Origin of the sequence: Rhodococcus sp. NJ-530, from assembly GCF_003860625.1 — a bacterium.
GTDB classification, from domain to species: Bacteria; Actinomycetota; Actinomycetes; order Mycobacteriales; family Mycobacteriaceae; genus Rhodococcus_F; species Rhodococcus_F qingshengii.
The window spans coordinates 272,239-291,949 of record NZ_CP034156.1 but is presented as its reverse complement, the minus strand read 5'-3'; the positions used below and the strand labels follow the sequence as shown (position 1 = coordinate 291,949).

The following is a 19,711-nucleotide window of genomic DNA, read 5'->3' as shown; positions in this document are numbered from 1 at the left end:
TTTCATGCTGCTGGTCTCTGCCCTCGGGTGAGGGCGATGTGGACCATGATGCGCCTTCGGTAGTTGTCCATGTTGGTGAAGCCGCATCCGACACGCTTGGTTTGCTTGATGATCCGGTTGAAGCCCTCGGTGCGGGCGTTGGTCACGTCCTCGGTGAGCGCGACGAGCACCGCTGGCCACCAGGTGTCGATCGTGGTCGCTAGGCGGCTGGTTTCCTCCATGTCGGCGCGGGCGGCGGCGTCGTAGAAGTCGTACAGCCTGCGCCGGATCTGGTGCGGCTGGTGTTCGGCCAGCAGCAGGCGCAGGCGTTCCTTGACGGCATGCGCGGCGGCGATCTCGTTGGTCGGATCCTCGGCGGCGAGGGCGGCGTTGAACCGGGCCTTTTGCTTGACGGTGAGGTGCTCGTAGCCGGTGAGCAGCAGTTGCCGGCTGGCCCAGACTTTGTCGGTGGCGGTGCCGCGGCGGCCGTGCAGTTGCCGGGTGATCCGTTGACGGACCTGGGTGACCATGAGGTTGGCGAGGGCGACGAGATGCCACTTGTCGACTGCGATCCGCGCGTCCGGCAGGGCGGTGCGGATCCCGCCCGCGTACGGCGCGGACGGGTCGATCACGACCAGGTCGATGCCGGCCCGGAACGCGGGTGTCTGCAGCGCGAGCCAGTCGATCACGCACGCCCCGGAGCGTCCCGGGGTCAGCCCGAGAAGGTGCCCGGGCAGGGTGGGGTCGGCGTTGACGAACGAGGTCATCCACGGGTTCGACCGTGTCCAGCCGGCCTCTTCGAGCACCCAGCGCACCGACCGGGCGCGGGTCTCGTCGATGCCGAGCACGCGGGTGGGTTCCGGCTCGGGCAGCCACTGGTTGGCCAGTGCGATGAGCGCCCGGTGCGCGGTCGACCACGCCACCTGGTACTCGCTAGCGACCTCGCTGACGGCGCGGTTGCCCGACGCGATCGCCGAACCGATCTTCTCTCGTAGCCGGGTCGTGAGCCGCGACCGTGCCGGCACAGCGCGGGACTGCTGCGTGAATGTCGCTGTCCCACAGGCCGGTTCGCGGCACACCAAGGGCCGTTTGAGCCACCAAAGATCGGTTCTTTGGCCGGAGGCAGGCAAGTCCTTGACTCGAACCAGTGGCCGCTCCTTGATCCTTGAGGTGAGCACCCCGCACTCGGGGCAGGCGCCCTTCGGGTCGATGACCTCGATGACGACACGCACCGTGTCGGCATCGATTCGTTCGAGCTGCAGGACGGTGAACTCGTCCTCCAGCCCGAGCAGCACTGACGTACCCTCGTTCATGCTCGTGGCCTCGCTGTTGTCGCGTTGTGAGAGACCAACAGCATGTCGGGGCCACGAGCCCCATCAACTACCGGGCACCCCGCTCAAGCGCGAAGAGCCCCGAAAAGCCGCAAGCGACCGCTCCGCGCCCACGCCGCTGCGACGCACCACGATTCGCCGGCCGCAGCACTGATTGATGCCACCACGAGGAACGCCGCCGAGCGCACCACTCGACGAGATACGCGCACAGATGATCGCGGTGACCCAGTCCGTCGCACCCGGAAAGATCACCGAAGATCATGCACGACAACTACTCCAGGACGCGGCGGCATGGCAACCCCGTGGGGTACGGACCCTGCACCGGTATCTGATGAGTCACCCCGGATGCTTGTCCTCACCACCGGATCCTCACGCCCCGATCACCGCTGTGCGCCTGGCGTACGGCTTGCACGCGGCCGGATGCCGCGTTGAACTTCCCGCGTGTGCGCGATGCGGTAAACGATGGCCCAGACTGATCCGCCTCGCTCCCGAAGGACGATGCTGCGAATGGTGCGTCACCAAAGCGAACACCGTGACCTGCGACCGCTGCGGCAAGGCCGGGCATCCGACTGCGGTGCGCCCGGACGGAACGATCTGCCGCACCTGTTATCAACACGAACCACAACGCACCGAGAAATGCATCCGCTGCGGACGAGTCCGTGCCCCGTCCACGAGAGACGACTCGGGCGATCCGATGTGCGGGACCTGCGCACGCCCACAGCACATCTGCACGCAGTGCGGACGGACAGCGATCGCCAAGAAGTTCAGCGACACGGGGCCACTCTGTGCGCGCTGCTACGAGCCGCCGCGCCGGCCATGCGGACGATGCGGCCGCATCGTGGCGATCGCACATCGACGCGGGGGAGAACACCCGGACCTGTGTAAACGGTGCCGACCCGAACGGACGCACCGCTGTGTAGTGTGCTCGCGAGTGCGATCCGCCAAGGCGATATGGCCGAAAGGGCCGGTGTGCCGGGCCTGCTACCGCCAGGCTCTCATTCACCCAGATCCGTGCGCCACGTGTTCACGCATCGGGGTCCTCACCGGAATAGACCTCACAGGCCGCGCGGTCTGCGGACCGTGCGCAGGCTCCTCGATCGACTATCGCTGTACGACGTGCGATCAGCCCGGCCTACAGCACTACGCCCGAACCTGCTTACGGTGCTCGGTGCGGCGCCGGGCAGCAACACTGCTGGCGGATGAACACGGATACATCTGCTCCCAGATACTGCCGTTCATCGTGTACCTCGCTGCCGAGGAGCGACGTCCCGACTCGACTCTGCGATGGCTCGACCACCCGAAAACCATTGCACTGCTGCAACACATCGCACGAGTAGAGCACCCGATCGTGCATGCCGACCTCGACGCCCACCCCCGTCCACTGCGTTGCATTACCTTCGTGCGGTCCTCGTCCACGCTGATGTCCTCCCGCCTCGAATCGAGCCGTTGGGCCGACTCGAACAATGGCTCCACCATCTGACGGGAACGCTGACCGCAGAACACGCGGCGCTGATCCGGCCGTACGCACAATGGAGTGTGCTGCGCCGTGCTCGCCGCCGCGCCGTCCGCCGCAGCTACACCGACTCCAGCGCGCAAAGTGACCGAGCCATCATCTGGGGAGCAGTTCACCTACTGGAATGGCTCGATGAGAACGACCTCGCGATAGCCGATCTGAACCAGCACCAACTCGACCGCTGGACCTCCATCAACGGGCACCGAACCTATAGGATCACCGGTTTCGTCCTCTGGCTACGACAACGAGACATCATCGGTGACGCCGCCGTGTCGAGGAGGCAATCGGCATTCCCCACCGACGTCGCGGAAGCACACGAACACGCACGAAGAATCCGACGACTTCTCACCGACGCCACTATCGAACTGCCGCTGCGTGTCGCCGGACTTCTGGTGCTGCTGTACGGGATCCCTCTCACCCGAATCCTCGCACTCAGCACCAGCGCCGTCGAGCAACAAGATGATGAAACCAACATCATTTTTGCTCGCAACCCGGTCAGGCTGCCACCGACAGTCGCAACATTGGTCAATGAACTGGTAGAAACCGCCATCGTCCATCCTCTGGCTACAAAGACAGGTTCGCCGTTCTTTGTTTCCCAGCCGCACCGTTCCCGGAACGGCTCGCCACGCCCGCCCGGTGGGGATCGCGATGACCGCACTCGATATCCCGGTCAGGATCAGCCGCAACTCCGCTCTCCGTACTCTCACCGAAGACCTACCAGCACCGGTCGTCGCCGACCTGCTCGGGTTGCATATCCATTCCGTCAGTCGGTGGGCCGACTACGCTCGCCGCGACTGGGCGCGCTATCTCGATGCCCGAACCAACGGGCCGAATCGAAGGTAGTTTATCTACTTATCGGAGTTTGATCCGGCAGGTTGGATTGGACGCCCTATTGGAGCCCGGTGAGGAAACGCTGCACCTCGGAGCGGGAGAGTTGGCGAACGATCATCAACGTCAGCGGCGAATTCTGGTGCATGCGGACTTTGAGTCACAGAAAAAGCCAATGCACCGAGTGTGACGGTACTCTGAAGACCTCTGGCTTGTTCGGGAGTGGGAGAGAAAAATGTGTGCTGCCGCCAAAGTTGCCTCGTCGGTGATGCAAGTAGCCAACCTGGATCGGTCGGTGAGTTATTACTGCGACGTGTTTTCCTGCCGTGTCGCCTTGCGTGAACGCGATGCGGTGCTTCTTCTGACGCCGGATGATTTTCAGATCTACATGTATGTGCAAAAGGGCGCATCCCTGCGCAACATCAGCAGTATCGGCGTCCACTACGTCATGTGGTCCGCCGATACAGAAGAGGAACTTACGCGGATCAGTGAGCGTCTACGCGCATATGACGCCTCCACTTTCACCCAGGTTGTCGGCGGAGTAACCTTCGTCGACGGCTGCGACCCGGACGGTATCCGTGTCATCGTCGCTTACCCGGACCCAGAACAGTTACCCCGAGAGCTGATCGCACCACGATTCCACGGATAACGTGCCGTCCGGAGCGGTGCGTTCGTCCGGCCTGTCCTCGCTGCTGGAGCGGTCACCGATCCACGCGAGGAGATCGGGATCGGACGATGTCAGACGCTCTACTTCCTCGCCGTCGTCGCAGCGTCGTAGTGACACCGTGATCGATGTGGGGGTGCGCCGTAGAACCCGCCACGTCGCTCCCGAGTCGGACCATCGCGAAAGAGTTTCCACAGGTTGCTCTTCCGTCATGTCGGGTCCGCTCAGGTATTGGCCCAGCTGTCCGGTCCGAAGACCTCGTAGTGGATATTCTGCGCCGGAACATCCCGTTGGAGCAACGATGCGCGCATCGCCAACATGAACGGCATCGGCCCACAGAGGAACGCCTGGGTATCCGGTTCGACAGTGATATCGCGCAGATCGGCCCGTCCTTCGTGAACAGATCCGAACGGTACGTGCGTGCCGGGATCCTCGTACCAGCGGTGCAAGGTTGCGGCGGGAATCTTCTCGACGAGTGTGCTGAGTTCTGCTCGGTGAGCATGATCTGCGATGGATCGATCAGCATGAATGACGGAGACGGAACGCTGTGCACCGGTGTCCGCAAGATGGTTGAGCATTCCGATCATCGGTGTGCAACCGATTCCGGCCGACGCGAGTAGCAGTGGTGAGTCGTCGTCAGGCATCATCAGATCGCCGAACGGTGTGGTTACCGACAGCTCGGAACCTTCGAACACGTTGTTGTAGAGGAAGTTCGACACTTCGCCGTCGGGCGTGCCCGAAATTCTCTTCACGCTGATTCGCCAGTCGGCGCTGCTCGGCACGGAACAGAGGCTGTATTGACGTATCTGGCGAGCGCCGTCGGGCAGCGTAACTCCGACCGAAAGGTACTGTCCGGGCGCGAAGGTGGGGAGAACGCTGCCGTCGAGCGAGGCGAGAGTCAGCGAGACAGTGTCGGCGGATTGCAGGACGCGCTCGCTGATCCTGACCGTGCGCCACACGTCGCCGGCGTCGACGCCGGCGAGTTGGTAGAGACCCCGTTCAATCGTGATGAGGGTTTCCGCCATCAGCCAGTAGACCTCGTCCCAGGCTGCGGCGACTTCGGGAGTGACTGCATCTCCGAGTATTTCGACGATCGCGGCGAAGAGGTGTTCGTGAACGATCGCGTACTGATCGGGGGTGATTCCCAACGACGCATGCTTGTGAGCGATACGCGAAAGGATGAGATCGACCTTGGCGCTGTCGGGTTCGAGCTGCAGTGTTAGGCGGCTCCGGCGAACAGCCCCTGACCTGCGGAAACGCAGGGCAGGGGCGGTTCGGTTCTGGTGGTCGCGCGATGCGCTGGCCTCACGGCTCTGCCCGACACCGACGTCGCTCTCCTCTGCGACGGAACCCTCGCCGGCTGAGCGCTCGCGGCCGGCATCCTGTCCGTGTGCCGATAGGCCTCGCACCGCTCGGCAACGCAGCGTGGCGTTGCGTCGCGACCTGGCGACGGCTCGGCGGGGCGCGATCGTCTCGTGCGTTGGCGGACTACGGGAGCTTGGACGCGAGGACGTCGGCCGCCAGGATCTCGGGTGCTGCGCCGAGGAGGTGCTGGTTGGCCATCAGGGCTGCGACGATGGCGCCGTTGGCGTGGGCGTCGCGAGCGGCCTCGTCGGGGAATGCATCGAAGATCCAGAAGGTGTCGGCGTGGGTCCTGACCGCGAACCAGACAATCGTTCCTACTTCTTCGTTGGCGAGCGCGACAGCGCCGGCGAGCAGATCGGCGAGCGCGTCGTGCTGTCCATCTGCCGCGACGATCTTGGCGACGAAGGCATACGGAAGTGATGCGGGTGTGGACATGAGGGGTTCTCCTAGGTGTCGAGGTTTCTTGGTGAAGCGAGTTCAGCGTATGACGAGCAAGGGCATGTGAGAAGTGGCGTATACGGCAGTATTGCTATTGTTTGCGCCATGCGTATCGGACTGATCGCGATCGACGGCTGCTTCGGTTCGGCTGTCGCGTCGGTCATCGACATCGTGCGGGTGGCCGACGGAGCCCGCGGCGATGTCGACCCGCGGATCGACCCGATCGAACTCGCCATCCTCGGACCGAAACGGAGAGTGACCACGACGGCATCGATGACCCTGTCGGTGGACCACCCGCTGTCGGAGTCCGCAGAGTTCGACGTGGTCGTCGTCCCTGCGCTTGGAACCCTCACGGCCGCCGCTACCAACGACGCCCTCCAGAGCCGAGATGCTCGTTCGGTCATCGCCTCGCTCGGGCGCCTCGACGACGCGACCACCCGGATCGCCGCGGCGTGCACCGGCGTGTTCGCTGTCGCCGAGACCGGACGGATGCATCATCGGCGGGCGACGACCAGCTGGTTCCTGGGGCCGGAGTTCCTGAAGCGCTATCCGACCGTCGCCCTCGATCTCGACACCATGGTCGTGGTCGACGGGAACCTCGTCACCGCCGGCGCCGCGTTCGCCCACATCGACCTCGCGCTCTCACTCGTGCGATCGATCAGCCCCGACCTGGCCCAACATGTCGCCAAGCTCCTCATCATCGACGAGCGTCCGTCGCAGGCGGCCTTCGTCGCCTACGAACATCTCCGGCACGAGGACCCGATCGTCGTCGAGTTCGAACGCTTCGTGCGCGCCCGCCTGGACGAACCGTTCAACGTCGCCTTCGTCGCGCAGTCGCTCGGCACCAGCCGGCGCACCCTCGAACGACGAGTCCGTGCGGCGCTCAACCTCACTCCGCTCGGCTTCGTCCAACGGCTTCGCATCGAACGAGCTCGGCACCTCTCAGCAACCACGGACCTCACCTCCGCCGAGATCGCGCTACGGGTCGGCTACGCGAACGCCGAGACTCTGCGCTCCCTCCTGCGTAGGGAGCGACGCCGTTCCTGACCTATCGCCATGCCTGTAGCCGGTGTCCTAGTGCTCGACTGGAACCACCTCTCAGCACGTCGCGTCGACGCTCCTGCGTCGCCCCTGGACGACCCACTCGACACGCCCGCAGCACAGGCCATGTGACGTGTCCTGGCTTCCCGGACGGTCGGGGTTGGGTGGCTGTGATGTCGCTGCGTTCTCGTCGAGGGGGTCAGCAGACTCGATCAGGGTCGATTGGGATGAGACGCGAAGGCGGTCAGGTCAGGGCGGCCGAAGCCGGCCGGCGGGGTAGCGTCGGTCACGTCGAGGTCTTTCGGATGGATGGCGTAGGAACCTCCATCGTCGGGAGACCTCGACGTCTACCTGCGGACCGACGCGCCCGGCCGACCTACACCCTCATCTGGGAAGAGCCCCCAAGTGTCGGTCCACGAGCAGTCCCATCAGCGCTGCCGTGAGAATAGGAAAAGCCAACAACACCAAAATCATGGTGATGAAGACATTCCACGTGAAGATGGGCATCCGAAACATCGTCATCCCGGGTGCACGCAGACAGATCACGGTGGTGATCATGTTGACCCCACCCAAGATGGTCCCGACGCCGGCCAGTGCGAGGCCCATGATCCACAGATCCCCACCGACACCTGGTGAATGCAGGGCACTGGTCAGCGGGGAATACCCCGTCCATCCGAAGTCGGCGGCACCTCCGGGGGTGAGGAATCCGGATACGGTGACGAGCGCACCGAACAGGTACAGCCAGTAGCTGAGTGCGTTCAGTCGCGGGAACGCCACATCCGGTGCGCCGATCTGCAGGGGAAGTATGTAGTTCGCGAAGCCGAAGACGATCGGAGTGGCATAGAGCAGCAACATGATCGTGCCGTGCATGGTGAAGAGCTGGTTGTACTGCTCGTTCGAGAGAAACTGAAGACCGGGGACGGCAAGTTCGGTCCGGATCAGCAGGGCCATCAATCCGCCCAGCATGAAGAAGGCGAACGAGGTGACCAGATACATCACGCCCAGCTGTTTGGGATCGGTCGTAGTGGCAGCGGAATAGAGGAACGTGCCCTTGAGCCCCCGCCGTTTCGGGTAAGGCCGCGAAGGAAGGAGCTCTGTCACAATGGGAGTCATTGCCGTTCCTCACTGCGCGGGAGATGGCGGTCCGATATCCGGACGATTCGAGTACGGGTACCCGCCTACCAATTCCGTATCGACACCTACGCGACCGAGATTCATGGATCCTCCCGGTGATCCCACCATCTCGGCCGCACCGGGCAGTGGCCGGTGGAAGAAGCGGGCGTTGTCATCGATGAAATCTTCCCAGCGGGCGGGGACGTCGGATTCGTACGAGATGGCCTCGACCGGGCAGACCGGTTCGCACGCGCCGCAGTCGATGCATTCGTCGGGGTGGATGTAGAGCGACCGCGCTCCTTCGTAGATGCAGTCCACCGGGCATTCCTCGACGCACCCCCGGTCCAACACGTCGATACATGGTGCTGCGATCACGTATGTCATGAGCGACCTCCGGGGGCACTGCCTATTTTTAAGGAAATCTTTCCTCTAAAGTATTACAGTATGGCGATACGAAAGGGAACCGGTTCTGCGCGCGCCGGCACCCATGCAGTGCTGGCGTCTGGGCGGCGAGTTCAACTGTTGGATGCCTTGCGGGCTGCCGCGGAATCGATGACCGCCACCGAACTGGCGGATCTGTGCGGCCTGCATGTGAGCACAGTTCGGTTCCACCTCAATGCGTTGATCGAAGTCGGTCTGATCGCGAAGGAGACCGAGCGCAACGTCATCCGAGGGCGTCCGCGCCAGCTTTACCGGGCACAGAATCCACTCGGGTCAGGATTCGGCATCACCTCCGGATACGAAAAGTTGGCCCACGTTTTGGCGGCGCACTTCGCACGCCACGCGGACGGTGATCCGGAACAGCTCGCCGAGGCTGCGGGTCGGCAGTGGGCGCTGGACGATCTCGGCGAAACCTCCGGAATCGGTCGATCCGCAGAAGATGCGGCGGTCGTCGTCACCACCTTGTTCGCGGAGATGGGGTTCGATCCGGAACTCGAATCCTTGACTTCCCGAACGCGTATCCGATTGCACGCCTGTCCGTTCGAAAGCGTCGCCCGACAGAACCCCTCCGTTGTCTGCTCCTTACATCTCGGTCTGATACGCGGCGTTCTGACACGACTCGGCGCACGTCAGATCAAGAGCACGCTCACCCCCTGGGACACCGTGCATACGTGTCTCGCGCAACTGGAGCGGCAATGATGCCCAGGTACATACAGCCGGTGTCTATCAATATCGAACTCGCACAGTCACATTCCCCTCCCTCATGCATTGCTGGACCACTGACGTGCTCGCGCGATCGAAGATGTTCCCCGTTTCGGCGGACCGCATCGAGAAATGAACAGCCGGAAACTTCCTCACCACAACGGATTACATCTCATGAGCATCTATCGCATGATCTGGTGGATTACCGCGGTCATCCTGGCCGCTTCAGGGGGGATCGCCGCAGCCGTCACCGTCCAAACCGACGTTCTGGTATCGGCGGTGATTGCCGCAGTGCTGATCGGAGGGGGTTCACCCTGGCTGCGACCGATCACACGTCGTACTACCCCACCACCGCGAAATCTCCTTGCGATTGCGCTACGAGACGGCGCTACGTGGGCGGCAGGAGTGGTCACTGTCATCGGATTGATCACCCTCGCCGGCGCTCCCGCCCTACCGTTGATACTGCTGATGGCCATCACCTCTGCTCCGGTATGCCGCTATCTTCGCGGCAGAGTCGAGTTCACACAGTCACCGCCGCGCTCGCCGAGGAGTCCACTCATCCACCCACGCCCCGTCGATGTGCCGCTTCATCCGCTGCCCGACTGCAGTCAACTGTCGAACGAAGCCCTGTGCCGATGTTGGCGAATGAGCTTTCCCGCCCTGAAGAGCGATCCCTCGACATCGCCCTCGGCCACGGACGCCCTGCACCTCGCGCGTACCCGCGAGGCTTATCTCGACGAAATCGAACCTCGAGATCCAAGGGGATTCGCCCGATGGTTAGACAGCGGCGCCCGCGCCGGCAGTGACCCCGCCAAGTTCCTCACCGCACGAGATCACCCCCCACCCCCGCCGCAGCAGCCCTGATTCAACGCCCTCCGAAATGCCCATGAACCAACTGAGGAACCTCCTCATGGCCGGACCAGTCGAGAACGAGTGAAATCCCTGGCCAGCACCGCATAAACGCAAAGAAAGCGAACATCGTGGAAAAGATGTCATTGACAGCGCTCGCTCGCCAACTCGCCGACAAGGCGGGAAGGTCGAAGAGTGGCCGTAGCGCTCGTACCGTGTACGGCGGCCATGAACACGTCCTGCGTCAAACCGTCATCGCGCTGGCAGAGGGGCAAAAACTCGACGAGCACGAGAACCCTGGGGAAGCGACCGTCTATGTCCTCACCGGCCGGGTACGCCTGTGCGCAGCCGAAAACGCGTGGGAAGGATCATCCGGCGATCTGTTGATCGTCCCGAATGCTCGACATTCTCTCGAAGCGCTGGAGGCCTCGTGCGTACTACTGACGGTCGCTAAAGCAATCTGAAGTATCGACCCGGTCTTCACGGCCACTGATCTGACCGTCATTTCTTACTCCGCTTCGTCATCGACCATGCTCCAGTCGCGAGCTGTGCCCCGCATCGTCCGCGGGCACGGTTCGCGGTCCTTCTACGTGTCGATGGCAATCGTCCTGTTAGGTAAATGCATTGAACCGATTCGAAACCGACGATCCGATCGCCCCTGTTTCCTCGAAGTCCACGGCCGGCGGCATGTCTGCCCCATGTAACTCTGCCCTGCTTGATGCGCTGAAACATTGCGTTGTCATCGGCGACGGAGCGATGGGCACCATGTTGCAGGCCGCGGACCTCACCCTGGACGACTTCCTCGGCCTCGAGTACCGCGGCGCTCGTTATTCGTTCGGATACGGCGCGTGCCCGGATCTCGAGGATCGAGCCAAGTTGGTTGCGTTGCTCGAACCCGAACGAATCGGCGTCGAATTGTCTGAGGAGCTGCAGCTGCATCCCGAGCAGTCCACGGACGCTTTTGTCCTGCACCACCCGGAAGCAAAGTATTTCAATGTCTGAGTTGCCGAACGGAATATCGGAAGACGGCCCCTCGCCGTTCGCGCGCCGCGTCCTCGACACAATCGACCGTATCCCTGCAGGCCGCGTGATGACATACGGACTGATCGCCACCATCGTCGACGCGCATCCGCGCCAAGTCGGCCAGGTCATGACCCACTGGGCAGACGAAACACATTGGCACCGAGTGGTCTACGCCAACGGCACTCCCGCTACCTGTCACGGCAACAACGCTCTCGTCCTACTGCGCGGCGAAGGGACGCCCATGCGCGACGGACGGGTCGACCTCGTACACGCGCTGTGGAATGGATGATCCACCTCAAACGATGGCGAGAACCGTCCTGCAATCGTTTTCGACGAAATGCCATGTCCTCCATGCGATTAAGTCATCTTCACCCTCGTATTTGCTCCCCGGGTCATGTCCTAAGTCTGGCATGTCGGATGAGACACGGCCACCCGCTGCGCAGTCTCGACGTGCACTCAGGTGGACTGGCGGTTGACGACACACCCGGGGGCAAGGTGTAAGGCGCGAGAGCGTGTAGCGCCGACGCGGCGTGTGAACGGGGAGAGCTCAGTGACCGGGCGGCCAGCTCGGTATCGGTTCGATGATGTGGACGGTCAACTGACAACGTCGAACACGTTGTGTTCGCGCTTCGCGCTGAACCTCTACGTGGAGACAAAAAGATCTTTCACAGGGCGAGCGAGCGAACTGCAGTCTGGACGATCGGCAACACGTCCTCCTCGAACCACAGGTTCTTGGCAAGCCACGGCTGGTTGCGCGGAGAAGGATGCGGAAGGGGAAGGTACCCCAACGGCAAGTAATCCTTCGCTGCTTTGACGGTCTCGGTCAGCGTCGGCTTGCGCCGACCACGTAGATAATGTGCCTGTGCATACTGACCGACCAATAACGTGAGTCGAACATCGACCAAATGATCGTTCAGCGCCTCGTGCCAGTGGGATACGCATTCGGATCGCGGTGGTTGATCACCCGACCTCGCTTTGCCGGGATAGCAAAAGCCCATCGACATGACGGCTACCTTGCCCGGGTCGTAGAACTGTGGGGGCGTCAGACCGAGCCAAGTGCGCAGACGGTCACCTGAAGGATCGTCCCAGGGAACACCCGTCGTATGAACTTTGCGGCCAGGCGCCTGGCCGATCACACGCAGCCGAGCCGATGGGCCTGCTTGCAGTACGGGACGCGGCCCGCACGGCAGGTGGTCCGCGCAGAGCGTGCACCCTCGGATCTCCCTGAGCAACTCAGCCAATGGTTCCGGCATATTTCCCATCTCCGGGGTCGAGGCAAGCATAGAAGTGACGTCGTTATCGGACGCGTTCGAGGTCGTCGTCTTACCGGGAAATCACCGAAATCCGGGTGGAAGGCTTGAAGCCGCGCCGGTAGGCCCGGCTGACAGATTCCTCAGTCAGCGGGCAGCGGGGGCGTCGAGTCCCCCAGTATTTGGCACGGTTTCCCCTATGTCTCCAACCACGCCTCGAAGACGCATATGCCCGTCGGACAACGTGTAGGTGACGCCGACGATCGCGCAGGCACCTTTGTCCACTTTCTCCGCGATGATGCGCGACCTCTGCATGATCAACGACCCTGTTTCCACCACATGACGACCTTCGAGTTCGTCGACGGTGGACAATCCCTCGCGGCGGCCCATCAGGATCGAGGGGGCGACGCGCTCGATCACACTACGAATGAAACCGTCGGGCACCGCATTCTCGTCCAAGGCATCGAGAGTGGCTTTCACTGCGCCGCAACTGTCGTGGCCGAGGACGACGATGAGCGGCACGTCGAGCACCTCTATGGCGTATTCGATCGAACCGAGCACCGAATCGTCGAGCACATGACCTGCGGTGCGGACGACGAACATGTCGCCGAGACCCTGATCGAAGATGATCTCGGCGGCTACGCGCGAATCACCGCAACCGAACAAGACCGCGGTCGGATGTTGTTCGTTGACCAGCTTCGCGCGGTCGACGATTCCCTGGCTCGGATGGATGGACGCGCCGTTGACGAATCGCTCGTTACCCTCGCGAAGAGACTTCCAAGCGGAAAGGGGGCTTGAACGTGGCATTCATCCATTGTGCACACGGCGTCTTCCGCATTGCTGACAGGGGTGTTGACCCACCTGTGGTCGGGTGGTCACGGCTCCGACGAAGCGTCCGGCGAGCTTGAAACCGGCTGTGCGGCAACGCAGTACTGTTCGAACCTCTCAGCGGTCGACAACGAACCTCCTGCGAACAAGGATCGCTGTGAAGCGAGGGGCCGCGTGGTCGTGACTGCGCAAGGATTTTGCCGGATCGCGCGCGTGATCACCACGAACAAGGCGGTCGAGCAGTCGGGTTTCGCAGTCGGGTTTCTGGGTCTGCGGAAACTCCTCGACTCACTTCGTCACCACAAGACGCGTGTCACTACCGCGCAGGCTCAGCGCAGTGCGCTTAAGACGACGCTTCCGGCGAGGTCGGGTAACTCACACGCGTCCCGTCAACGTGCGCAAAAGAGGTAAGCGTATGCGGCGGCGCCGACTTCTTGGTCATGATGTCAAGCACGACGACGCCGCGCACCACGAGGGCGTCGCCGATCATCGAACGATGGCATCGCCACGGCACAGCTTCGGCACACATGATCGCTACATCGCTGTTGTGACCTCGCTTCACGAGCAGGTCGATCGCTTCGGCGAACTCGTCTGTCTGCATGTAGTCCGCGTAACCCTGGAACGAGGCGTTTCGCCACGCACCGTTGATGCTGTCCTTGCGTACATGACGCAAGCCGCCTAATGCTTTCATTCTGCGGTACGTGATCTTGCGTGCGCGCACGCTCGCCGCCAAAGCTGCCTCACCGAACTGCGGGTTGTGTCGGGACTTGGCGATGGTTCGTACGTCGATCAGCTTCCTGACCCCGTACGTCTCCAAAAGATCGATGAACTCGTCGATCGGGTGTGTCGAGTGTCCGACGGTGTAAACCGTGATATCTGACATAGCGTCACGCTACGTCGTATCCCCTGGATCTTGTGTGTAGTAGGTGGAAATATCTGGGCTCAGCTCGCTGGCACATCAGTTCGTGTAGCCGCCGCTCGAGATCTTGGAGAAGTGAACGAACACGTCAGGTGTTCCATCGTCGCGAGCGATGAAACCAAAGCCCTTTCGCCGTTGAACCACTGCACGAGGCCCCGTGTCATACAAATATCCCTACAGAATCGATCCGGTTTTCATCACCATGTACACCCAGATGATGTTTGTCTGAAACCCGTGTCGTAAAACTATGTCGAATAACCCTGGGTCTGGGTATTATCGACAGATGCTGTTCGGTTACGCACGAGTCTCCAGCGCAGATCAGAATCCCGCTCACCAAGTCGACGCGTTGGCGCGGGCGGGCGTCGAGGTCGAGAACATTCATGTCGATCACGCCGGCGGCGCGAAGGCGTCACGGCCACAGTTGGATGCTGTTCTGCAGCGAATGCGCGACGGTGACACGCTGGTGATCACCCGCCTCGACAGGCTGGGCCGGTCGGTACTGCATCTGATCACGCTCGGTGCCGATCTGCGTGGGCGGGGGATCGGGGTGAAAGTCCTCGAGCAGGGAATCGATACCGCCACCGCCGAAGGTCGGGCGATGTTCGGGATGCTGTCGGTACTCGCGGAACTTCAGCGTGAGCTGATTGTGGCGAACACTCGGGACGGCTTGGCCGCTGCGCGGGCGCGCGGCAGAAAGGGCGGCCGTCCGCCGAAGCTCACCGACGATCAAATCGCACTCGCTCAGCGGCTGTACGACGCCGGAGAGAACACGGTCGCGCAGATTGCTGCGACGTTGAACGTGCCCCGCACGACCGTGTACGGCCATCTCAACAAGAACAAGTCAGCTTCGACCTCCACAGCGCAACCTCCCGGGGACGTTCCTGTGAATTCTGTTGTGCCCATGCGAGTGCCACGCACCTGCCCGACGTGTGGTTACGAGCCGAGTACGCGAGCGGAAGCCGCTCATCAACGCGGCGACCTGGCCGTTGCATGGCTCCATCCGGATGTCGACGATCCGAATGCGGTCGTCATCCGTTCGCACTGTCGCCATTGCGAACCCGAGCCACCCGCTTTCGACGTCGCGTGCGCCGTATGCGGCGACGGTCCAATTCTTGCCGACACCTTCGCACACGCCGCGACAGTCGAAGGTCTCCCGCTTCCTGTTCAACAGTGGCTGACTGCCAGTGGGTGGAATTTGACGCCCACCCTCCTGTGCCCGGACCACCGATGAAAGGCGGCGATATGGATTCATCAGTGAAAACCCAAGCGGACCTGCGTAAACGAATAGTGCACGGTTGGAATACCGACACTCCACCAGTCCCGGCCGCCTGACCACACACTTTCACCAGCGAAACGAGTTTCAATGAGGAAATCAAGCAGTTCGAAGAGCGGGTGCATCAACGATGAACAGCCGGTCGTCGCGCAACAATGCCCAGATCACGTTCACTCGTCGACGCGCCAAGGCGATAACCGCTTGAACGTGCCTCATTCCTTCACTTCGTTTCTTGAGGTAGAACTCGCGATTCGGTCCATCTTTGATGATCGAGGTTTGAGCGGAGAGGTAGAAGACCCGCCGCAGTCGCCGGCTGTAGCGTTTGGGTCGGTGCATGTTGCCGGTTCGGCGACCGGAATCGCGGGGGACCGGAACCAAACCGGCTGCCGAGGCAAGGTGTCCGGCATCGGAGTACGCCGACATATCACCGGCAGCGACAACGAATTCCGCGCCGAGGATCGGACCGATACCGGGCATGGATTCGATGACCGCAGCCTGCGGATGGCGGCGGAAGGTCTCACCGATCTGGCGTCGATACGAGCGAGCTGGACGTCCACTGCGAGGACTCGGTCGGCGATATCGGCCACCAACTGCGCCGCAACAGCCTCACCAGGCAGGACCACATTCTGCGCAGACGCCGCCTCCCACGCAATCTCGGCGACACCGTCCGCCCCGCGCACCCCACGTTTACCAAGCCACAAGCTCAAGCGAGTGCGTCCGCGTCGCCGAATGGCACGCGGGGTCTGAAAACCGGTCAACAACACCAACGCGCCCTTGTGTCGCCCGAAGTCGAAAGCCCGCTCGAGCGCAGGAAAGACACCGGTGAGAGTGTCACGCAGACGGTTGATCAGCCGGACTCGGTCAGCGACGAGATCGGTCCGATGCGAGGTCAACAGCGCGAGTTCCGCGGCCAACTGAGCCGGTGGGATCAACACAGACAGATCATGTCGGTGTCGAGCAGTTTCCGCGATCACATAGGCATCGCGGGCATCGGTTTTCGCCTCCCCTCGATACGCGCCGGACATCCTGTTGACGGTGCGACCAGGGACGTACACCGCACTCTGGTCGTGTGCGGCGAGAAGAGCGAGCAGCAACGCAGAGGAGGTTCCGGAAATATCTACCGCCCAATGGAGTTCGTCGGCCAAGGCCAGAATCTCGCTCAGCGCGTGCAGTGTCGCGGTCTCGTCGTTGATGATCTTGTGCGACCACACGATCAACCCTGCTTCGTCGACCACTGCTGCCCAATGATGGCCCTTGCCTGCGTCGATTCCGACCCATGCGTGGGTGTGAGTTTCTCTCATTCGCTCCTCCATGTCGCCGACTCGTGTCAGGCCCGAGGAACACCCCACCGTCATCTCCGTAAACAGTGCTCGAAGCACATTTTTCAATCAGCAGACAGGGCGTCCCGAAGCGCTGGGCGGCCACTCGTTTCGAGCCACACAAGGCAAGACACCATCAGCCACACCCAGCACTTCCGGACCAACTAACAACTTACGGAGGACACCATGACCGCAGCAGCATTCACCTTCACTCCCGATGCAGACTTCGTCGACCGCGCACTCGACGCCGAGCTCCGCCGCGACAGCGAATCCGTCGACCGCAAACTCCGCACCATGCTCGCCGCCCTCGACGACTCCCTCGCCGGAATCAGCGACGCACGCGAAGAACTGCACACCCTCTACACCGCCCCCGGCACGGACACCGCCGAAGACGTTGCCGGCCATGACCAGGACATCGCAACCCACCTCGAGGACGCAGCCCGCAACCTCCGCGCAGCCGCCGAGATTCTGCGCAGCCACCGGCAACTCACCTCACCGCGACCCTGACCTCCCATGCCCACCGGCGACTGCAAGGACCCCGACGTGACACTCTCACTGGCCACCGCCCCCGACTTCGACGACCTCACCGACAACGAAGGCGAGATCGACGAATACAGCACCGCCCTCGACGTCGAGGCTCAACTCCTGTGCTCGCTGCTCTGGGCGCCGGCCGAGAGCGCGAAGCGTGCCGTCGCAGCTCTGACCAGCGCAGACTTCTATCGGCCCGTGAACGCGGCACTGTTCACCGCCATCGAGGAGTTAGTCACTTCCGGCAAACCTCACAACAGTGCCCACGTCTTCACTACCTTGCAGCAGGAAGGCCGCACCAGCGGGCACCTCGGGAAACAGCTCACCAAAGCGCTCACCGACATCACCACCATCGGCGTCCCGTCCGCTGAACTCGAGCACAACATTGCCGCAGTCCTCACCCAGGCCTACCGGCGCGGATTCCGCGAAGCAGCACGATCCCTCGCCCAAGCCGCCGAAGAACTCCCCGAAGACCAACTGTTCGAGCACCTGCTCAGCATCGGCCGCGAACGCCGCGCAGCCTCCCAACGCCTCGCCGCCATCCGCGAAGGCCGAGCATGAACACTCCAGACAAGCCAGATCAGCGAATCAGCAGGCCGGGGGTGGTGAAACACAGCATCTTCGGTGTCCTCGTCCTCGCCCTCGCCGTCGCAGCCCTGGACTTCACCATCGGAACCAGCCGAACCCTCATCGCCGGAGTCGGGTTGCTCGCCCTTTCGAGCTACAGCTTCCTGAAAGCGGCCAAACTCCGAAGGTCGCCCTCGAGCAGACAGGAACCCAGAACATGAACGATGACGAACGCGACGCCTGGCAGCTGCACCACCACGGAGCCGATTGGGACGAAATCGGCACCGAAATGGGATGCAGCCCCACCGCCGCGCAAACCCTCGCAGCCGCCTACGAAAAACGCACCGACAACGCCGCCGCACAAACCCAAAACACCCTGTTCTAACGCCACCCCCGCAGGTCTGTTGATCGCAGGAAACAGGCAATGATCAGGTAGAATAGACAACGGTGCGCAGCTTCCCCGCGCACCGCCACACTCGCCCGAGTCGACGAAGGAGCACCGGTGACCACTGCACGCAACGCACAGTCGCACATGACCGAAGCCCAGATCGACCGAGCCATCGCCGCCGCCACCGCCGGCCACCGCATGGCCGGCATGGAACCCACCGACTACGACATCGAAATCGGACGCCGGCAACTACGCGGAGAAATCACCGGCGACGAAGCAGTCGCACTCGTCCTCGCCGAAAACCGCCGCCGCCGAGCTGCCCGCAGTTGAAAGACCCGTACGTCGACCCCGAAACCGGGGTCCTGATCAACAAACTCGGGCACACCGACCCCCAAGCACTCCTCGAGGACGAACGAGCAGCCGCCTACCAGCGAATCCTGCAACTCGAAACACAGCCCATACCAGGCAATTTCGACTTCGACCACCTCAAAAAGATCCACCAATTCATCCTGCAAGACGTCTACGACTGGGCAGGCACCCTCCGCACCCGCGACACCGGCGCCGTCGGCATGAACCTCCCACACTGCCGACCCGAACACATCGAAAACCAAGCAGCGTTCATCTTCCGCGGAATCGCCAAAGACAACTTCCCCCAAGGCCTCCCGAAAGACCGCGCCGTCGACCGACTCGCCTACCACTGGGGCGAAACCACCGTCCTGCACCCATTCCGAGACGGCAACTCCCGCACACAACGAGTCTTCTTCGACGAACTCCTCAAATCCTCCGGCTGGACCATCGACTGGCAAAAAGTCCACGCCTCCGCAGTACAAGCAGCCCGCTACGTCGCCATGGAAGCAACCCACACCCCACTCCGCGACGTCCTCGCCCCCGGCGTGCACCGCAACAACACCGAACCGCCCACACTCGCCAAAACTCAAGGCAACGTCATCCACCTCGAGGTAGCCGAGCACCACAAGGCGATGATCGACCATCTCCGAAGCGGAAACCGCGCACCGTACAACCCGAACGAGCTCAGCGACCTCATGCGCGGCGGGACTGTAAGAACAACGGTGTAACTCTGAAAGGAGATACGCCACTATGACTGACGTGATTGAACGTGAGACAGAGACGAACTCGGCTCAGCCGGGTATCAGCGATGCGCGGCTCAAAGAGCTGGTCGAGCAGGCGCGAGCCGAAGGGCTGCAGTTGACCGGAGATGGTGGATTGCTGTCGAAGCTGACCAAGCTAGTCGTGGAGTCCGCGCTCGAAGGCGAGATGGACGACCACCTCGGATACGGCAAGAGCGACCCGGCAGGGAGGGGCAGCGGCAACTCCCGCAACGGCAGACGAGG

General features: G+C 62.4%; 22 protein-coding genes and 6 pseudogenes. 17 read left to right on the top strand and 11 right to left on the bottom strand.

Going from position 1 to position 19,711, the window contains the following annotated elements; translation table 11 throughout:
- Positions 1 to 2: 2 nt before the first annotated feature.
- The gene (locus tag EHW12_RS33120; protein WP_125053388.1) at positions 3 to 1,292 is read right to left on the bottom strand and encodes an ISL3 family transposase; all 1,290 of its coding nucleotides are present in this window, start codon (positions 1,290 to 1,292) and stop codon (positions 3 to 5) included.
- A gap of 1,186 nt (positions 1,293 to 2,478) precedes the next feature.
- On the opposite strand from EHW12_RS33120, the gene EHW12_RS33115 reads away from it, so the two are divergent.
- From EHW12_RS33115 to EHW12_RS33105, 3 genes are all read left to right on the top strand, one after another.
- Complete coding sequence (locus tag EHW12_RS33115; RefSeq protein ID WP_125053386.1) at positions 2,479 to 2,790, top strand: hypothetical protein; 312 nt, start codon at positions 2,479 to 2,481, stop codon at positions 2,788 to 2,790.
- 681 nt (positions 2,791 to 3,471) lie between these two features.
- Positions 3,472 to 3,666 (top strand): hypothetical protein, encoded by a 195-nt coding sequence (locus EHW12_RS33110; protein ID WP_125053384.1) that lies wholly within the window; start codon positions 3,472 to 3,474, stop codon positions 3,664 to 3,666.
- Positions 3,667 to 3,886: 220 nt separating this feature from the next.
- Entirely contained in the window at positions 3,887 to 4,300 is a 414-nt protein-coding gene (locus EHW12_RS33105) for a VOC family protein (RefSeq protein ID WP_064445068.1), read from the top strand.
- A 33-nt stretch (positions 4,301 to 4,333) separates the two neighbouring features.
- On the opposite strand, the pseudogene EHW12_RS33100 reads toward EHW12_RS33105, so the two are convergent.
- The 3 genes and pseudogenes from EHW12_RS33100 to EHW12_RS33090 form a co-directional block, all read right to left on the bottom strand.
- Positions 4,334 to 4,528, bottom strand: a pseudogene (locus tag EHW12_RS33100) (hypothetical protein); the annotation flags it as partial.
- Between the two features lie 11 nt (positions 4,529 to 4,539).
- The gene (locus EHW12_RS33095) at positions 4,540 to 5,724 is read right to left on the bottom strand and encodes a globin domain-containing protein (protein ID WP_241199235.1); all 1,185 of its coding nucleotides are present in this window, start codon (positions 5,722 to 5,724) and stop codon (positions 4,540 to 4,542) included.
- Between the two features lie 79 nt (positions 5,725 to 5,803).
- Positions 5,804 to 6,115, bottom strand: a complete 312-nt coding sequence (locus EHW12_RS33090; RefSeq protein WP_003941073.1) for an antibiotic biosynthesis monooxygenase — start codon at positions 6,113 to 6,115, stop codon at positions 5,804 to 5,806.
- A gap of 108 nt (positions 6,116 to 6,223) precedes the next feature.
- Between EHW12_RS33090 and EHW12_RS33085 the strand changes: the two genes are divergently transcribed.
- On the top strand, positions 6,224 to 7,165 hold the full coding sequence (locus EHW12_RS33085; protein ID WP_003941078.1) for a helix-turn-helix domain-containing protein: 942 nt from the start codon (positions 6,224 to 6,226) through the stop codon (positions 7,163 to 7,165).
- A gap of 390 nt (positions 7,166 to 7,555) precedes the next feature.
- Here the strand turns inward: EHW12_RS33085 and EHW12_RS33075 are convergent.
- Together EHW12_RS33075 and fdxA are read right to left on the bottom strand one after the other, a co-directional pair.
- Positions 7,556 to 8,272, bottom strand: a pseudogene (locus tag EHW12_RS33075) (cbb3-type cytochrome c oxidase subunit I); the annotation flags it as partial.
- Between the two features lie 9 nt (positions 8,273 to 8,281).
- A complete protein-coding gene (gene fdxA, locus EHW12_RS33070) occupies positions 8,282 to 8,656 on the bottom strand; it encodes a ferredoxin (protein WP_125053382.1) in 375 nt (124 codons plus the stop codon).
- Between the two features lie 60 nt (positions 8,657 to 8,716).
- Between fdxA and EHW12_RS33065 the strand changes: the two genes are divergently transcribed.
- From EHW12_RS33065 to EHW12_RS33045, 5 genes and pseudogenes are all read left to right on the top strand, one after another.
- Positions 8,717 to 9,412, top strand: a complete 696-nt coding sequence (locus tag EHW12_RS33065) for a helix-turn-helix domain-containing protein (RefSeq protein WP_125053380.1) — start codon at positions 8,717 to 8,719, stop codon at positions 9,410 to 9,412.
- Between the two features lie 177 nt (positions 9,413 to 9,589).
- Positions 9,590 to 10,279, top strand: a complete 690-nt coding sequence (locus tag EHW12_RS33060) for a hypothetical protein (RefSeq protein WP_125053378.1) — start codon at positions 9,590 to 9,592, stop codon at positions 10,277 to 10,279.
- Positions 10,280 to 10,395: 116 nt separating this feature from the next.
- A complete protein-coding gene (locus tag EHW12_RS33055) occupies positions 10,396 to 10,728 on the top strand; it encodes a cupin domain-containing protein (protein WP_125053376.1) in 333 nt (110 codons plus the stop codon).
- Between the two features lie 349 nt (positions 10,729 to 11,077).
- Positions 11,078 to 11,266 (top strand): annotated as a pseudogene (locus tag EHW12_RS33050) (vitamin B12 dependent-methionine synthase activation domain-containing protein); the annotation flags it as partial.
- Positions 11,259 to 11,576, top strand: a complete 318-nt coding sequence (locus EHW12_RS33045) for an MGMT family protein (RefSeq protein WP_064442813.1) — start codon at positions 11,259 to 11,261, stop codon at positions 11,574 to 11,576. The pseudogene EHW12_RS33050 and the gene EHW12_RS33045, both read left to right, overlap by 8 nt.
- A 376-nt stretch (positions 11,577 to 11,952) precedes the next feature.
- On the opposite strand, the gene EHW12_RS33040 is transcribed toward EHW12_RS33045, so the two are convergent.
- The 4 genes and pseudogenes from EHW12_RS33040 to EHW12_RS33025 all read right to left on the bottom strand — a co-directional run.
- Positions 11,953 to 12,540 carry a uracil-DNA glycosylase family protein gene (locus tag EHW12_RS33040; protein ID WP_064443438.1) on the bottom strand — a complete coding sequence of 196 codons (588 nt, stop codon included), beginning with the start codon at positions 12,538 to 12,540 and terminating at the stop codon, positions 11,953 to 11,955.
- Between the two features lie 144 nt (positions 12,541 to 12,684).
- Positions 12,685 to 13,344, bottom strand: a complete 660-nt coding sequence (locus EHW12_RS33035; RefSeq protein ID WP_064442814.1) for a carbonic anhydrase — start codon at positions 13,342 to 13,344, stop codon at positions 12,685 to 12,687.
- A gap of 364 nt (positions 13,345 to 13,708) precedes the next feature.
- On the bottom strand, positions 13,709 to 14,248 hold the full coding sequence (locus EHW12_RS33030; RefSeq protein ID WP_125053374.1) for a DUF488 domain-containing protein: 540 nt from the start codon (positions 14,246 to 14,248) through the stop codon (positions 13,709 to 13,711).
- 78 nt (positions 14,249 to 14,326) lie between these two features.
- Positions 14,327 to 14,448: pseudogene (locus EHW12_RS33025) on the bottom strand (cold shock domain-containing protein); the annotation flags it as partial.
- 119 nt (positions 14,449 to 14,567) lie between these two features.
- Between EHW12_RS33025 and EHW12_RS33020 the strand changes: the two are divergent.
- The gene (locus EHW12_RS33020; protein WP_047269784.1) at positions 14,568 to 15,515 is read left to right on the top strand and encodes a recombinase family protein; all 948 of its coding nucleotides are present in this window, start codon (positions 14,568 to 14,570) and stop codon (positions 15,513 to 15,515) included.
- A 141-nt stretch (positions 15,516 to 15,656) separates the two neighbouring features.
- Here EHW12_RS33020 and EHW12_RS33015 read toward each other — a convergent pair.
- Positions 15,657 to 16,858, bottom strand: a pseudogene (locus EHW12_RS33015) (IS110-like element IS2112 family transposase).
- 204 nt (positions 16,859 to 17,062) lie between these two features.
- Here EHW12_RS33015 and EHW12_RS33010 point away from each other — a divergent pair.
- The 7 genes and pseudogenes from EHW12_RS33010 to EHW12_RS32985 all read left to right on the top strand — a co-directional run.
- Positions 17,063 to 17,383: a hypothetical protein gene (locus tag EHW12_RS33010; RefSeq protein ID WP_125053372.1), complete on the top strand. Its 321-nt coding sequence runs from the start codon at positions 17,063 to 17,065 to the stop codon at positions 17,381 to 17,383.
- 36 nt (positions 17,384 to 17,419) lie between these two features.
- On the top strand, positions 17,420 to 17,965 hold the full coding sequence (locus EHW12_RS33005) for a DnaB-like helicase N-terminal domain-containing protein (RefSeq protein ID WP_241199234.1): 546 nt from the start codon (positions 17,420 to 17,422) through the stop codon (positions 17,963 to 17,965).
- A complete protein-coding gene (locus EHW12_RS33000) occupies positions 17,962 to 18,192 on the top strand; it encodes a hypothetical protein (RefSeq protein WP_125053369.1) in 231 nt (76 codons plus the stop codon). The genes EHW12_RS33005 and EHW12_RS33000 overlap by 4 nt, the downstream gene beginning before the upstream one ends.
- Entirely contained in the window at positions 18,189 to 18,356 is a 168-nt protein-coding gene (locus EHW12_RS34905) for a hypothetical protein (RefSeq protein WP_164490676.1), read from the top strand. Before EHW12_RS33000 ends, EHW12_RS34905 begins: the two co-directional genes overlap by 4 nt.
- 117 nt (positions 18,357 to 18,473) lie before the next feature.
- On the top strand, positions 18,474 to 18,689 hold the full coding sequence (locus EHW12_RS32995; RefSeq protein ID WP_075835818.1) for an antitoxin VbhA family protein: 216 nt from the start codon (positions 18,474 to 18,476) through the stop codon (positions 18,687 to 18,689).
- Positions 18,686 to 19,435 carry a Fic family protein gene (locus EHW12_RS32990; protein WP_241199233.1) on the top strand — a complete coding sequence of 250 codons (750 nt, stop codon included), beginning with the start codon at positions 18,686 to 18,688 and terminating at the stop codon, positions 19,433 to 19,435. The genes EHW12_RS32995 and EHW12_RS32990 overlap by 4 nt, the downstream gene beginning before the upstream one ends.
- Positions 19,436 to 19,457: 22 nt before the next feature.
- Positions 19,458 to 19,703: pseudogene (locus EHW12_RS32985) on the top strand (transposase); the annotation flags it as partial.
- Between the last annotated feature and the right edge of the window lie 8 nt (positions 19,704 to 19,711).

Excerpts from the sequence above, each read along its gene's own strand:
- EHW12_RS33000 (WP_125053369.1), top strand. The coding sequence starts at position 17,962 with ATGAACACTCCAGACAAGCCAGATCAGCGAATCAGCAGGCCGGGGGTG.
- EHW12_RS33060 (WP_125053378.1), top strand. The coding sequence starts at position 9,590 with ATGAGCATCTATCGCATGATCTGGTGGATTACCGCGGTCATCCTGGCC.
- EHW12_RS33065 (WP_125053380.1), top strand. The coding sequence starts at position 8,717 with ATGGCGATACGAAAGGGAACCGGTTCTGCGCGCGCCGGCACCCATGCA.
- fdxA (WP_125053382.1), bottom strand. The coding sequence starts at position 8,656 with ATGACATACGTGATCGCAGCACCATGTATCGACGTGTTGGACCGGGGG.
- EHW12_RS33030 (WP_125053374.1), bottom strand. The coding sequence starts at position 14,248 with ATGTCAGATATCACGGTTTACACCGTCGGACACTCGACACACCCGATC.
- EHW12_RS33040 (WP_064443438.1), bottom strand. The coding sequence starts at position 12,540 with ATGCCGGAACCATTGGCTGAGTTGCTCAGGGAGATCCGAGGGTGCACG.
- EHW12_RS33085 (WP_003941078.1), top strand. The coding sequence starts at position 6,224 with ATGCGTATCGGACTGATCGCGATCGACGGCTGCTTCGGTTCGGCTGTC.
- EHW12_RS33010 (WP_125053372.1), top strand. The coding sequence starts at position 17,063 with ATGACCGCAGCAGCATTCACCTTCACTCCCGATGCAGACTTCGTCGAC.
- EHW12_RS33110 (WP_125053384.1), top strand. The coding sequence starts at position 3,472 with ATGACCGCACTCGATATCCCGGTCAGGATCAGCCGCAACTCCGCTCTC.
- EHW12_RS33020 (WP_047269784.1), top strand. The coding sequence starts at position 14,568 with ATGCTGTTCGGTTACGCACGAGTCTCCAGCGCAGATCAGAATCCCGCT.
- EHW12_RS33120 (WP_125053388.1), bottom strand. The coding sequence starts at position 1,292 with ATGAACGAGGGTACGTCAGTGCTGCTCGGGCTGGAGGACGAGTTCACC.
- EHW12_RS33035 (WP_064442814.1), bottom strand. The coding sequence starts at position 13,344 with ATGCCACGTTCAAGCCCCCTTTCCGCTTGGAAGTCTCTTCGCGAGGGT.
- EHW12_RS33105 (WP_064445068.1), top strand. The coding sequence starts at position 3,887 with ATGTGTGCTGCCGCCAAAGTTGCCTCGTCGGTGATGCAAGTAGCCAAC.
- EHW12_RS34905 (WP_164490676.1), top strand. The coding sequence starts at position 18,189 with ATGAACGATGACGAACGCGACGCCTGGCAGCTGCACCACCACGGAGCC.
- EHW12_RS33045 (WP_064442813.1), top strand. The coding sequence starts at position 11,259 with ATGTCTGAGTTGCCGAACGGAATATCGGAAGACGGCCCCTCGCCGTTC.
- EHW12_RS33090 (WP_003941073.1), bottom strand. The coding sequence starts at position 6,115 with ATGTCCACACCCGCATCACTTCCGTATGCCTTCGTCGCCAAGATCGTC.